Below are 13,330 nucleotides of genomic sequence, written 5' to 3' on the forward strand. Positions count from 1 at the left end.
GCACCATTCTGGGATTCGCGTGCGCCAGCCACACCTCCATCGCCGCCTGCCTGCCGCCACGCGCCTGCGTGGCGGCCTGCGTGCGTCCGTGCTGGTGCTGCTGGCGGTGTTCTCGATGCTGCTGCCGCAGTGGCAGGGTCTGGCGCTGCCCACGGCCGCGGCCACGCTGGCCGGCGGCACGTACGCCGGTGGCGAAGAAGCCCCGGCCCGCGAGTTCGCCGAGGAACAGGCCCCGGCCAAGCTGCGCCGCGCGGCGCCCCTGCAGGCCTCGCGCGCGGCGGCGAGCCACCCGGCCCCGGCACTGCCGCCGGCACGCATGGCCGGCGCCGAGCCGGTCGTGCTGTCCACCGTACCGGCCGTCCCATCGGCCTGCCCGCCCGCCACGCCCCTGCGCTGGCGGCTGCAACGCGGCCAGGCGCCTCCGCTGGCCTGAGCCCGCCGTTCCGCCCGTGCCTGCCGCGACTCCGCGGCGGCGCCCCCGCGTCTCCCGTTCTTCTCCGCGCAACCGCGCGGCGCCCGCGCGCGCCGCCGGTTCGCCACACCCATTTTTCCACTCCGAGGTTTCCATCATGGCCCTGCGCCATCGCTTCCATGCCCGCCGTTCGCGCAACACGCTGTCCATCGCCCTGCTTGCCGCGCTCTCCTCCCCGGCCCTTGCCTCCGGCGCCCCCGCCGGCCAGCCGACCACGCTGGACAAGGTGGTGGTCACCGCGGCCGGCTTCGAGCAGAAGATCACCGACGCGCCGGCCAGCATCTCGGTCATCACCCGCGAGGAACTGGCCAAACGCCCCTACGTCACCCTGCTCGACGCGGTGCGCGACCTGGAAGGCGTGGACGTGGGCGAAACCCGCGACAAGACCGGCCAGGGCACCATCTCCATGCGCGGCATGGGCTCGGACTACACCCTGATCCTGGTCAACGGCCGCCGCCAGAACAACCACGGCGACATCTACCCGAACAACTTCGGCGGCAACCAGTTCAACCACATCCCGCCGCTGGATGCGATCGAGCGCATCGAGGTGATCCGCGGGCCGATGTCCACGCTTTATGGCGCCGATGCGATGGGCGGGGTAATCAACATCATCACCAAGCGCACGCTCGACAGTTGGCATGGTTCGGCCAGCATCGCCCGCACTTTCGAAACCAACGATGCCTTCGGTGACGACACTACCGCCGATTTCTTCGTCACCGGTGCCCTGGTACCGGGCGTGCTCAATCTCAGCGCGCGCGGCAGCTGGTACGACCGCAAGGCCTCCAACCCGGTGTATGCCTCCGTCACCGATCCGGCCGGCCAGCAACACAACCGTTCGCTGGGCTTCGGCAGCGGCGGCAAGACCGTGGACAACACCAACAAGGCCGGCGGCATCACCCTGACCTGGATGCCGAGCGATGACCAGACCGTGACCTTCGATTACGACGCATCACGCCAGGAGTACGACAACGCCATCAAGATCAACGATGCCGGCAACGAGGAATATCCGGTCGGCACCGTGGACAACATCAACAGCATCTGGTCGGCCGGCAACGCCTGCCTCGGTGCGACCGGCAGCGATGCCACTGCCTGCGCCACCAACGGCGGCACCTGGGGCCGTCGTGCCAACCCGCGCGCCGGCTATGGCCCGGTGCAGGAGTTCACCCGCGACGCCTGGGCGCTGACCCACGAAGGCCAATGGGACTTCGGCAACAGCTTCATCTCGCTGGCACACGTGGCCACCAACAACGACGGCCGCACCATGCCGTTCACCGTGGCCGAGCGCGAGCACCTGCTGCAGATGATCGACGCCACCGGCGCCTATGCCGGCATGAGCCTGGACGAGCGCCGCGCACTGGCCGAATCCACCTTCCTGCCGCGCCCCAAGCGCGTCCTGGAAAGCGCGCAGTACACGCTGGACGCCAAGCTCGACATCCCGTTCACCGCCGCTGGCGAGCACACCCTGGTGGCCGGCACCCAGGTCATCCGCGGCGAACTGACCGACGGCGTGTTCGGCACCGAGAGCGGCACCCCGGGGCTGAAGCAGGACCACAACATGTACTCGCTGTTCGTCGAGGACAACTGGAAGGTGACCGAACCGCTGACCCTCACTGCCGGCCTGCGCTACGACGACCACGAAGTCTTCGGCAGCCAGGTCAGCCCGCGCCTGTATGGCGTCTATGCGGTCAGCAAGCAGTGGACGGTCAAGGGCGGTGTCAGCACCGGCTTCAAGACCCCCAAGACCACCCAACTGTATGACGGCGTCATCGGCTTCGGCGGCCAGGGTACCTCGCCGATGTTCGGCAACCCTGACCTGAAGCCGGAAACCAGCACCAGCACCGAGCTGGCGTTGTACTGGCAACACCCGGCCGGGCACGGCTTCAACGCCACCTTGTTCCACAACAAGTTCGACGACAAGATCGCCAGCCAGCCCTGCGGTGCCGGCCTGGCCCTGAGCTGCATCAGCTCCGGCGAATACCTCGACCTGGGCTATGCCAGCAGCAGCAAGACGGTGAACATCGACGAGGCCGTGGTGCAGGGTGCCGAGGTGGCCGGCCGCTGGAAGATCAGCGAAGCCTTCGCCTTCCGCGCCAACTACACCTACACCGACAGCGAGCAGAAGAGCGGCAGCCAGAAGGGCCTCCCGCTGACCAACAGCGCCAAGCACATGGCCAATGCCTCACTGGACTGGCATGCAACGGATCGCTTCAGCATGTTCCTCACCGGCGAAGCGCGCTCCAAGCGCTACCGCGGCGTCAGCAGCACCGGCGAGCACCTGCACTACAAGGACTACACCGTACTGCACCTGGGTGCCTCGTTCGAGGCTACGCAATGGCTGACCGTCAATGCCCGTATCAACAACCTGCTGGACCGGGATTTCACCACCTACGATGCCAACTTCACCGACAACGGCGACGGCACCTGGACGTTGAGTCCGCAAGATCACTACAACAACAAGGACAAGGCCCGCAATTTCTGGGTAAGCCTGAATTTCCGCTTCTGACGGCGCCTTGGCGCCCGTGCGCAGGCACGGGCGCCAAGCTTTTTCGCCATTTTCCGCCCTGCAGCGGCAAACAGGCATCAACCGATACGAAGCGACACAAATTGCGAATCATTCTCATCAATGCTCTAATCCCGGTTCTTTGATTCCCCTCCGCGCACGTGTCCGCCGAACGCTCCACCGCCCATCTCGTCCAGCAGCAGGCCAGCCGTGGTTTCTGGCTGCGCACGCTGCACCAGTGGCACTGGATCAGCTCGGCGGTGTGCCTGGTCGGCATGCTGCTGTTCGCGGCCACCGGCATCACCCTCAACCACGCGGCGAAAATCGAAGCCACGCCGCAGGTGAGCAACCGCCAGCTGGAGCTGCCCGCGCCGATGCTGGAAGCCTTGGGCACGCGCGAAGAAGGCAATGCACCGCTGCCGGCCAAGGTCGCCGATTGGCTGTCACGCGAGCTGGGCGTATCCATCGGCAGGCGCAGCGGTGAGTGGTCGCCCGAGGAAATCTACCTCTCCATGCCCGGCCCCGGCAGCGATGCATGGCTGAGCATCGACCGCGAAACCGGCGCGGTGGAATACGAACAGACCCGGCGCGGCTGGGTGTCCTATTTCAACGACCTGCACAAGGGCCGTAACGCCGGCCCCGGCTGGGGCTGGTTCATCGACGTGTTCGCCATCGCCTGCCTGGTGTTCTGCATCACCGGCCTTTTCCTGCTGCACCTGCATGCGCGGCAGCGGCGCATGACCTGGCCGCTGGTCGGCCTGGGCCTGCTGGTGCCGCTGCTGATCGCCCTGCTCCTGATCCACTGACCCATTCCCTCCACGGAGTCGCACCATGCGCGTCACCCTGACCATCGCCCTCAGCGGCCTGCTCGCCACCGCCCCGGCCGCCTACGCCGCCAGCATCGACGTCAACGTCGAAGTCCCCAAGCTCAACGTGGCCGAATACCACCGCCCGTATGTGGCCGTGTGGATCGAGAACGCCGAGCAGAAGGCCGCCGCCAACCTGTCGGTGTGGTACCAGCAGACCTCCAACAACGAAGGGCACGGCACCAAGTGGCTGCCGGACCTGCGCCAGTGGTGGCGCAAGAGCGGCCGCAACCTGCAGGTGCCGGTGGACGGCGTGACCGGCCCGACCCGCCCGGCCGGCACCCACGCGCTGAGCTTCGGCGACAGCCAGCCGCAGCTGCGCGACCTGCCCGCCGGCCAGTACGCGCTGGTGGTGGAAGCGGTGCGCGAAGTCGGCGGCCGCGAGCTGCTGAAGATCCCCTTCACCTGGCCGGCGCGCACGGCCCAGAACGGCCGCGCCCAAGGCAGCACCGAGCTTGGTGCCGTCACCCTCGCCATCAAACCCTGATTGCCCACCCGAACCGGAGTCCGCAGATGAAACGTTCCCTGCTCCTCGCCGCCGCGCTTGCCGCCGCCCTTCCGTTCACCGCCGCCGCGCACAAGGCATGGCTGCTGCCGTCGCAGACGGTCATCGCCGGGCAGAACCCGTGGATCACCGTGGACGCGGCGGTCTCCAACGACCTGTTCTACTTCAACCACGTGCCGCTGCGGCTGGACGGGCTGATGGTCACCGCGCCCGACGGCAGCACCGCGCAGCCGCAGAACCTGGCCACCGGCAAGTACCGCAGCGTGTTCGACCTGGAACTCAACCAGCAGGGCACCTACCGCCTGTCCAACGTCAACGCCGGCCTGATGGCCAGCTGGAAGGAAGACGGCAAGCCCAAGCGCTGGCGCGGGGATGCCGCCAAATTCGCCAGCGAAGTACCGAAGAACGCCACCGACCTGAAGGTTTCCCAGAGCCTGGGCCGCGTGGAGACCTTCGTCACCAACGGCACCCCGAACGACACCGCGCTCAAGCCCAGCGGGCAGGGCCTGGAGCTGGTGGTGCTGGGCCACCCGAACGACCTGTTCGCCGGCGAGGCGGCCAGGTTCCGCCTGCTGGTGGATGGCAAGCCGCAGGCCGGGCTGGAAGTGGAGATCGTCCGCGGCGGTACCCGCTATCGCAACGCGCAGGAGGAGATCAAGGCCACCAGCGATGCCAATGGCGAGTTCAGCGTGACCTGGCCGGAAGCCGGCATGTACTGGCTGGAAACCGGCACCGAGGACGACAAGGTCGCGATCCCGCAGGCCAACGTGCGCCGCCTGAGCTACGTCGCCACGCTGGAAGTGCTGCCGCAGTAAGGCGGGGAAATGGAGAGGAAGCAGCACCCGCGGCTCCCTCTCCGCCCGACCCCATGACCAGCAGCACGGACTTGAGCCCCTCTCCCAGCGGGAGAGGGGTTGGGGTGAGGGGCGAACGGAGCCCGGTCACCTGAACCACCGGGAGCCCGCCCCCCCCCAAAATCCGCATCCCGGCAAGCAGATTGCGCCGACGAAGGGACTCCCGGTGCCTCCATGCTCGTTCCCCCCGACGCTGGGCTTGGCCACGCCCAACCCAACCAACGCATTCGCTCCCGAGCCTCGCCCCGCCCATCCCCATGCCTTCCCATTCCGACATCGCCACCCTCGGCGGCCACAGCATGGGCACCTCCTGGAGCGTGAAGCTGGTGGCGCCGCGCAACCGCGACCTGCATCCGCTGCACGCCGGCATCCAGCAGCAGCTCGACCGCGTCGTCGCGCAGATGAGCACGTGGGAGGCCGGCTCGGACATCAGCCGCTACAACCGTGCCGACGCCGGCAGCTGGCAGGTGCTGCCGGACGATTTCTGGCGGGTGCTGCAGGCCGCGCACGGCGTCGCGCAGCGCAGCGACGGCGCCTTCGATCCCACCCTCGGCCCGCTGCTCGCGCTGTGGGGCTTCGGCGCCGATGCCGGGCGGCAGCGCGTGCCCGAGGCCGCGCTCGTGCGGGAAGCCGCCACGCGCTGCGGCTGGCAACGGCTGCAACTGGACGCGCAACGGCAAGCGGTAGTGCAACCCGGTGGCCTGCACCTGGACCTGTCGGCCATCGCCAAGGGCTATGGCGTCGACCTGGTCGGCCGCTGGCTGCGCACGCAGGACGTCGCCGCCGCGCTGGTCGAAGTCGGCGGCGAGCTGCACGGCTATGGCCGCAAGCCCGATGGCCAGCCGTGGCGCGTGCTGGTCGAATCGGCACCGGAGGAAGATGCCGGTGCCGACTACCCGCCCCGGGTGCTGGCGCTGGACGACCTGGCGGTGGCCACCTCCGGCGACCGCTGGCACCGCTATGAACAGGACGGCACGCGCTACAGCCACACCCTGGACCCGCGCCGGCACGCGCCGGTGGCGGCGGCCGCCGCCGCGGTCACCGTGATCCACCGCGAGGCGATGCTCGCCGATGCCTGGGCCACCGCATTGACGGTGATGGGTGCCACCGTGGGGCCGGCCTTCGCCGAAGCGCAGGGTCTGGCCGCGCGCTTCGTCCAGCGTGGCGACGAAGGGCTGGCCGAAACCCTGTCGCCCGCCTTCCGCCAGCATCTGGACGCGTGGGCCGCATGAACCCTTCGCGCCCGCCCCGTGCACTGGCCGGCAACCTTGCCGTCATCGCCCTGCTGCTGGTCGCCGCCGGCCTGCTGCTGCGGCTGCACATGGGCGAGGACTGGTGGCTGGCTGCACCCCTGCCCGCACGGCGCACCGGCGCACTGGCCGCACTGTGCGCCTACCTGGCGTGGTGCCTCGCGCTGTGGTGGCGCGCACGGCCGCGCAGGGACGAGGCCGACAGCGACGGTGAACCGCCCTTGCTGGTGGTCTGGGCCAGCCAGACCGGTTTTGCCCGGCAGTTGGCCGAGCGCAGCGCGCAAAGCCTGCGCGAAGGCGGCTGCAAGGTCCGCCTGCGGGCATTGGACGAAGTCGATGCCGCGCTGCTGGCGGCCACGCGCAAGGCGCTGTTCGTCGCCAGCACCACCGGCGAGGGCGACCCACCGGACCATGCCCTGGCCTTCCTCGGCCGGGTAATGAAGCAGCCGGCGGCACTGCCGCACCTGCAGTACGCGGTGCTCGCGCTGGGCGACCGCAGCTACGACCACTACTGCGCCTTCGGCCACCAGTTCAACGACTGGCTGCGCCAGCACGGCGCGCAACCCTTGTTCGACACCATCGAAGTGGACAACGCCGACCCGGCCGCGCTGCGCCACTGGCAGCAACTGCTCGGCCAGCTCGGCGACGGCACCGCGCAGGCCGACTGGAGCGCGCCCGACTACCAGCACTGGCGACTGTGCGACCGGAAGCTGCTGAACCCCGGCAGTGTCGGCGGCCCGGTGTTTCACCTTCACCTGCAACCGGCGGACGGCCCGTTGCCGCAGTGGCAGGCCGGCGACATCGCCGAGATCGGCCCGCGCCATGCGCCGGCCACCGTCGAACAGTGGATGCGGCGACACGGTGTGGACACGCGAACGACACTGGCCGACGGCCGCGCCCTGCGCGACCTGCTGGCCCGCTCGCAGTTGCCCGACAACCTGGACACCAGCGATCCGGCGGCACTGGCCGCCAGCCTGCAACCGTTGCCGCACCGCGAATACTCCATCGCCTCGCTGCCCGCCGAAGGCGGCCTGCAACTGCTGCTGCGCCGGCAGGCGCATGCGGATGGCACGCCCGGGTTGGCCAGCGGCTGGCTCTGCGACCACGCCGCGATCGGTGCGCGCATCGACCTGCGCCTGCGCGAGAACAGCAACTTCCATCCACCGGCAGGTGACGCGCCGCTGCTGCTGATCGGCAACGGCACCGGCATCGCCGGCCTGCGCGCGCACCTGCGCGCGCGCATCGACGCCGGCGCGCGCCGCAACTGGCTGCTGTTCGGCGAACGCAGCCACGCCCACGATTTCCACTTCGGCGACGAGCTGCGGCAGTGGCAGCGCGACGGCTGGATCGAGCGGCTGGACACGGTGTTCAGCCGCGACGGGCAGGCGCACCGCTACGTGCAGGACGCCCTGGCCGCCCACGCCGACGAGCTGCGTCAATGGGTCGAGGGCGGCGCCACCGTGCTGGTCTGCGGCAGCCTGCAAGGCATGGCCCCGGCGGTGGACGCGGTGATCGCGCAGGCACTGGGCAGCGAGCGCAAGGAACAGCTCACCCTCGAACGCCGCTACCGCCGCGACGTGTATTGAGCGCACCGTAGGTCGGGGTTACACCCCCGACATGCTTTTGGAGCAATCCCGAGGCGTCGGGGGTGTAACCCCGACCTACGCCGGCGTGACCCGGATCGCCAGCAACTCGCCACCGCCATCCAGCGAGTAGCGGCGGCGCTCGCCTGCGCCCAGCCATGCGGTATCGCCGGCCTGCAAGGGCAGCAACGCGCCATCCCCGAACGTCGCCTGCCCGGCCAGCAGGTGGATCGCCCATGCCGCCTGCGGTTCGGTGAAGAACAGCATGTTGCCGACCAGCGGCCGGTGCAGCAGCTCGGCCCGCAGGTCCGCGCGCCGCCACATCAGGTTGAAGTCCTGGGTGGCGCCATCGACCAGTTCGCCGGTCAATTCGTCCTCGCCGGCGAAGCGCAGCCGCTGATGCGGCGGCAACAGGGTTTCGCAGCGGCCGTCGGCAAAACGCAGGCGCAGGCCTTCGCCGTGCAGCAGCACCAATTCGCGTTCGACGCCGGGGAAGGCCGAGAACGCCGCGTCCTGCTCGATCTCGGCGATGGACAGGCGCAGTTGCCACTCGCCCTCTACAGGCAGGCGCAATATCTCGCGGGTCCAGCCCAGCCCGTTGCGCCAACGCTCTCGACGATAGTCGGCAGCGGGAATGACGCGGGAGGGGAAGCTCAGGATTTCCATCGCGGCATGATGCCATTGCCGCCATCTCGGTAGGAGCGCACCTTGGTGCGCGATGGGCTTTCCCGGCGAAGCCTCATCGCGCACCAAGGTGCGCTCCTACGGACTACTTCGGCATCGCGAGATTTTCCATCGTCAGCAGCTTGCCCGCGCGCGGCACGGTCTCGATCACCGCATCGGCCGGCAGCGGCGTGCCCTTGTCCAACCGTTCCTGCACGCGGTCCAGCGCGGCGTAGACATAGGGCAGCAGCGGCAGGTAGCGCACGCCGTAGTCCGGCAGGCCGAGGAACGCATCGAAGTGCTGCACGTGGCGCACCTGCCAGTAATTCACCTCGCGTCCGGCGGCCTTGGCCGCGGCCACGTACGGCGCGCTGCTGAAGGCCGGCGGGATCAGGCCGTCGTCGGTACCGTGCACCACCATCACCGGCAGGCCGGCGCGCGGCAGGCCGGCGCGGGTCTGCTCGATGCCGGCCTGCACCCGGCGTGCGTCCTCGCCCTGCCCGTCCCACAGCGCACGCAGGCATTTCAGGCCGGGGTAAGTCAGGTCGGGCAATTGCACCTTGCTGTCCAGCAAGCCGACGCCGGCACCGGGCGGAATGCCGCCGCCATCGGCGATCCACGCGGCGCGCTCGATGGCACTGGCCGCGCGCGGCGAGAAGTCCGGGTTCTGCGCGGCGAAACCGAAGCCGCACGGATGTTCGCCCACGCCATAGCGGCCATAGGCCGAGGCGTAGGTGGCGGCGATGGCGCGCCATAGGTCGAAGCCGGTGGACAGCGCGCCGGCACGCAGGCCGGCATCGGTCCAGCCCTTGCTCAACATCAGCTCGTAGGCGGATCTGGCCTGCGCGGCAGGCGTTGCTCCGCTGATGACGCCCTCGGCGGCCAGCGTCGCGCAGCGCACGGCCGCGCCGGCCTGCAAGGCGGCGGTCAACGGCGGTTGCGGCAGGTCGGCCATGTGCAGCTGCGCGCACGGCATCAGCAGCGCCGCCTCGGTGGCGTAGTCGTACAGCGCGCGGTTGCCGGGGCCATCGGACAGCACGCTGGGCTCGCCGGCGACCACCGCGTCGAGCCAGTCGCCCTCCAGTTCGGCCGCGCGCAACACCGCGCCGCCGCCGTTGGAGATGCCCACCGCGATGATGCGGGTGTTGTCGAAGGTGAACGGCGCCGCCTGCGGGTAAGCCTGGTCCAACGCCAGCAGCGCGTACTCGGCGGCCTGCTTCACGTGGCGGCCCCAGTCGGCCTCCGGGTTGTCCTGCGAATGGGCGTGCTTGAAGGCCACGCCGGTGGCATTGACCGGCGCATCCGGCACGAAGGCCAGGTCGGCGGCCTCGCCCAGCTTGCCGACCATGCCGTTGGCGCGTACGCCCACCTGCGCGTCCAGGTCGAAATAGTCGCTGCCGGCACCCTTGTCGGTGTAGACCACCGCGCAGCCCCTGGGCAGGCCCCAGGCCGCCGCCACCGACACCGCGCCGTAGATGCCACGTGAGCCGGAGGCCGGCGCCACCAGCACGCAGCGCTTGCCGGTGTCGAAGTTGTCCGGCACCTGCGCCAGCACCCGGTGCGGCTGGCTGGCGCCGGGCAGGCGCGCATAGGCCGAGTATTCGCGGCCCGGCACCGGCGCCAGCGTGCCGAACAGTTCGCCGTAGCCGCCGCCCGGGACCAAGTCGGCGATGCCGCGCCAGCTGCCCCACAGCGCGCGCCGGCGCAATTCGTCCACGGTCGGCGCGGCGGCGTCGGCGAACGCCGGCGGCGCCATGCTGCGCAGCCCGGCCAGGCCCAAGCCGGCGGTCAGCAGGTCGTCGTCGCCACGGTGTTCGCTGCGCAATTCGTTGCTGAACATGGAAGGCTCCACGGACGGGCGGGCGGGCCCGCTGGCACAGGACGCCAGGCCGAACCCGACGAGGAGGCCGCAAGCGGCGCGCAGGAGGGAAATGGTCATGAAGGCACGTTAACAGAGCCCTCCACCGGGCCCATCGTACTTTGGTACCACGCGCGACGGCGCCGCGGCTGTTACGTTCTGCGGCATCCCCGCATCCGTTTCATGGAGTTCCCGATGGACCGCTTCCTGCAAGGCCGCACCGCGCTGGTGACCGGCAGTACCTCCGGCATCGGCCTGGCCATCGCCCGCGCGCTGGCCACGGCCGGCGCGCGCGTGGCGATCAACGGCCTCGGCAGCCCCGAGCAGATCGACGCCGCGCTGGCCAGCGTGCGCGAGGCCGGCGCCGAGGCCTGCCATTTCGGCGCCGACCTGCGCAGGCCCGAAGAGATCGCGACGCTGATGGCGCAGGTGCAGGACTGGGGCACGCTCGACGTGCTGGTCAACTGCGCCGGCATCCAGCACGCTGCGCCGCTGGCCGAACAGCCCACATCCAAATGGGACGACATCATCGCCATCAACCTCAGCGCCGCCTTCCACACCATGCAGCAGGCATTGCCGGGCATGGCCGAGCGCGGCTATGGCCGGGTGGTCAACATCGCCTCGGTGCACGGGCTGGTGGCGTCGAAGAACAAGGCGCCCTACGTGGCCAGCAAGTTCGGCATCGTCGGCCTGAGCAAGGTGGCGGCGCTGGAGTACGCGGCCGCCGGCAGCCGCGACAGCGGCGGCGTCACCGTCAACTGCGTGTGCCCGGGCTGGGTGGAGACGCCGTTGATCGAGCCGCAGGTCCAGGCCCACCGCAACGGCGGCAGCCGCGACGACGGCGTGCGCGCGTTGCTGGAGGAAAAGCAACCCAGCCAGCGCATGTCGCTGCCCGAAGACATCGCCGCGATGGTGGTGTGGCTGTGCCGCCGCGAGGCGCACAACCTCACCGGCGCGGCGTTGCCGATGGATGGCGCCTGGACGGCGCAGTGAAGCAGGAACGAGTGAAGAGGAACGAGTGAGAGCAGTGCCGCGCTTGCTTTTCGCCCTTGCCTTTGCCTCTACTCGTTCCTCGTTCCTCCCCACTCGTTCCTAGCCCCATGCCCAACCTGCTGATCGCCGACGACCACCCGCTGTTCCGCGCCGCGCTGCGCCAGGCGGCCGGCGAGGCGATGGCCGATCTGCAGGTGCATGAAGCCGAATCACTGGAAGGCGTACTGGCGGCGCTGGACGCCGCGCCGGACACCGACCTGATCCTGCTCGACCTGCACATGCCCGGCAACCACGGCCTGGCCGGGCTGGCGGCGATCCGCGCCCAGCACCCGGGCGTGGCGGTGATCGTGGTGTCGGCCAACGACGACCCGCGCGTGGTGCGGCGCGCGCTCGACCACGGCGCGGCCGGCTACCTGCCCAAGAGCTCGGGCCTGAACGAGCTGCGCGAGGCGATCCGCAGCGTGATGGCCTGCGAGCAATGGCTGCCGGCCTCGCTGCGTGCGGCGGTGGCGCGGGCGCAGTCGTCCAGCCACGACAGCGAACTGGCCGCGCGGCTGGCGAGCCTGTCGCCGCAGCAGTTCCGGGTGCTGGCGCTGGTCGCCGAGGGCCTGCTCAACAAGCAGATCGCCGACCGCCTGGACGTGCAGGAACGCACGGTCAAGGCGCACCTGTCGGCGATCTTCGAGCGGCTGGGCGTGCGCAACCGCACCCAGGCCAGCGTGGTGCTGCGCGAACTGGAGCTGAGCGACCCGGCGCGGCAGATCGAGTGAGCGGCAGAACCGCCTCGTAGATGCGGGGCTTGCCCCGCATGGGGCTTTGCCGGGAATACCCCGTTGCGGGGCAAACCCCGCACCTACGGAAAGCTCAGGCGTGCGCCTGCGCCCAGCGCACGATGTCGGCCTGCCCCATCGCGCCCGGCTGGCGCGCCAATTCGCGGCCGCCCTTGAACAGCACCAGCGTTGGAATGCTGCGGATGCCGAAGCGCGCACCCAGCTCCGGCTGTGCCTGGGTGTCGACCTTGCCCAGCCGCAGCCGTGGCTCCAACTGCGCGGCGGCAGCCTCGAAATGCGGCGCCATCATCCGGCACGGGCCGCACCACGGCGCCCAGAAATCGACCAGCAGCGGCAGCTCGCTGTCGATCGCATGAGCTTGGAAACCCGCTGCGTCCAGCGCCAGCGGATGCGCGTCGAACAGCGCCTTGCCACAGCGCCCGCAGTTCGGGCGCTCGCCCAGGCGCTCGCCGGGGACGCGGTTGAGCGCGTTGCAGTGCGGGCAGGCCACCCGCAACGGCGCAGTCACGCATCCGCTCCCGCGCGGCCGTCGTGGACCAGCGCGCCGCTGCCATCCTTCACCACCACCTGCACGTCGATGCCGGCGCGCACGCTCTGGGTGACCACGCAGAACTCCTCGAACTGTTCGAGGATGCGCGGCAATTGCTGGTAATCGGCGGCCGGGTCGGCCAGTTGCAGCTCGACCTGCGCGCCGGTAAGGCGCCAGCGGCCAGCGGCGTTGCGCTCGGGCTGGGCGCGGATGCTCGCCTTCAGCGGCCCCGGTGCGTTCCTGAACTTGCGCAGGGCGAACAGCAGGCTGGCGGCCATGCAGTTGGCCACCGCGGCCAGCAGCAGGCGGGACGGGTTGGGCCCCTGGTCGTGGCCGAGCGGCGCCGGTTCGTCGCCCAGCAGCGGCGCCAGCGCGGTGTCGTCGAAGCTGATGCGGAAGGCGTAGTCGCCGTCCTGTTCGAGGCTGATGCGGATCGGTTGGTCAATGCTCACGGCCATCTCCTGCG

General features: G+C 70.0%; 13 protein-coding genes. 9 read left to right on the plus strand and 4 right to left on the minus strand.

Annotated features, from left to right (window positions below; genetic code table 11):
* Positions 1-19 precede the first annotated feature (19 nt).
* The 7 genes from MIC98_RS13515 to MIC98_RS13545 all read left to right on the plus strand — a co-directional run bounded on the left by MIC98_RS13515 (position 20) and on the right by MIC98_RS13545 (position 8,033).
* Complete coding sequence (locus MIC98_RS13515) at positions 20-433, plus strand: hypothetical protein (RefSeq protein WP_239737479.1); 414 nt, start codon at positions 20-22, stop codon at positions 431-433.
* Between the two features lie 136 nt (positions 434-569).
* Entirely contained in the window at positions 570-2,975 is a 2,406-nt protein-coding gene (locus MIC98_RS13520; RefSeq protein WP_239737480.1) for a TonB-dependent receptor, read from the plus strand.
* A 158-nt stretch (positions 2,976-3,133) separates the two neighbouring features.
* A complete protein-coding gene (locus tag MIC98_RS13525) occupies positions 3,134-3,778 on the plus strand; it encodes a PepSY-associated TM helix domain-containing protein (protein WP_057639876.1) in 645 nt (214 codons plus the stop codon).
* 25 nt (positions 3,779-3,803) lie between these two features.
* A complete protein-coding gene (locus tag MIC98_RS13530; RefSeq protein ID WP_239737481.1) occupies positions 3,804-4,325 on the plus strand; it encodes a DUF2271 domain-containing protein in 522 nt (173 codons plus the stop codon).
* Between the two features lie 26 nt (positions 4,326-4,351).
* Positions 4,352-5,158 carry a DUF4198 domain-containing protein gene (locus tag MIC98_RS13535; RefSeq protein ID WP_239737482.1) on the plus strand — a complete coding sequence of 269 codons (807 nt, stop codon included), beginning with the start codon at positions 4,352-4,354 and terminating at the stop codon, positions 5,156-5,158.
* 296 nt (positions 5,159-5,454) lie between these two features.
* Complete coding sequence (locus MIC98_RS13540; protein WP_239737483.1) at positions 5,455-6,429, plus strand: FAD:protein FMN transferase; 975 nt, start codon at positions 5,455-5,457, stop codon at positions 6,427-6,429.
* On the plus strand, positions 6,426-8,033 hold the full coding sequence (locus tag MIC98_RS13545; RefSeq protein ID WP_239737484.1) for a sulfite reductase subunit alpha: 1,608 nt from the start codon (positions 6,426-6,428) through the stop codon (positions 8,031-8,033). The genes MIC98_RS13540 and MIC98_RS13545 overlap by 4 nt, the downstream gene beginning before the upstream one ends.
* 75 nt (positions 8,034-8,108) lie before the next feature.
* On the opposite strand, the gene MIC98_RS13550 is transcribed toward MIC98_RS13545, so the two are convergent.
* A complete protein-coding gene (locus MIC98_RS13550; RefSeq protein WP_239737485.1) occupies positions 8,109-8,696 on the minus strand; it encodes a HutD family protein in 588 nt (195 codons plus the stop codon).
* 103 nt (positions 8,697-8,799) lie between these two features.
* Positions 8,800-10,533 (minus strand): D-(-)-3-hydroxybutyrate oligomer hydrolase, encoded by a 1,734-nt coding sequence (locus MIC98_RS13555; RefSeq protein ID WP_239737486.1) that lies wholly within the window; start codon positions 10,531-10,533, stop codon positions 8,800-8,802.
* Positions 10,534-10,746: 213 nt separating this feature from the next.
* Here MIC98_RS13555 and MIC98_RS13560 point away from each other — a divergent pair, with 213 nt between their 5' ends.
* A complete protein-coding gene (locus MIC98_RS13560; RefSeq protein WP_239737487.1) occupies positions 10,747-11,544 on the plus strand; it encodes a 3-hydroxybutyrate dehydrogenase in 798 nt (265 codons plus the stop codon).
* 107 nt (positions 11,545-11,651) lie between these two features.
* Positions 11,652-12,314 carry a response regulator transcription factor gene (locus tag MIC98_RS13565; RefSeq protein WP_239737488.1) on the plus strand — a complete coding sequence of 221 codons (663 nt, stop codon included), beginning with the start codon at positions 11,652-11,654 and terminating at the stop codon, positions 12,312-12,314.
* A 94-nt stretch (positions 12,315-12,408) separates the two neighbouring features.
* On the opposite strand, the gene trxC is transcribed toward MIC98_RS13565, so the two are convergent.
* Together trxC and MIC98_RS13575 are read right to left on the minus strand one after the other, a co-directional pair.
* Entirely contained in the window at positions 12,409-12,843 is a 435-nt protein-coding gene (trxC, locus tag MIC98_RS13570; protein WP_239737489.1) for a thioredoxin TrxC, read from the minus strand.
* Positions 12,840-13,316, minus strand: a complete 477-nt coding sequence (locus tag MIC98_RS13575; protein ID WP_239737490.1) for an OsmC family protein — start codon at positions 13,314-13,316, stop codon at positions 12,840-12,842. The genes trxC and MIC98_RS13575 overlap by 4 nt, the downstream gene beginning before the upstream one ends.
* Between the last annotated feature and the right edge of the window lie 14 nt (positions 13,317-13,330).

The sequence above is a fragment of the Stenotrophomonas sp. NLF4-10 genome (genome assembly GCF_022359915.1).
Classification (GTDB): Bacteria; Pseudomonadota; Gammaproteobacteria; order Xanthomonadales; family Xanthomonadaceae; genus Stenotrophomonas; species Stenotrophomonas daejeonensis.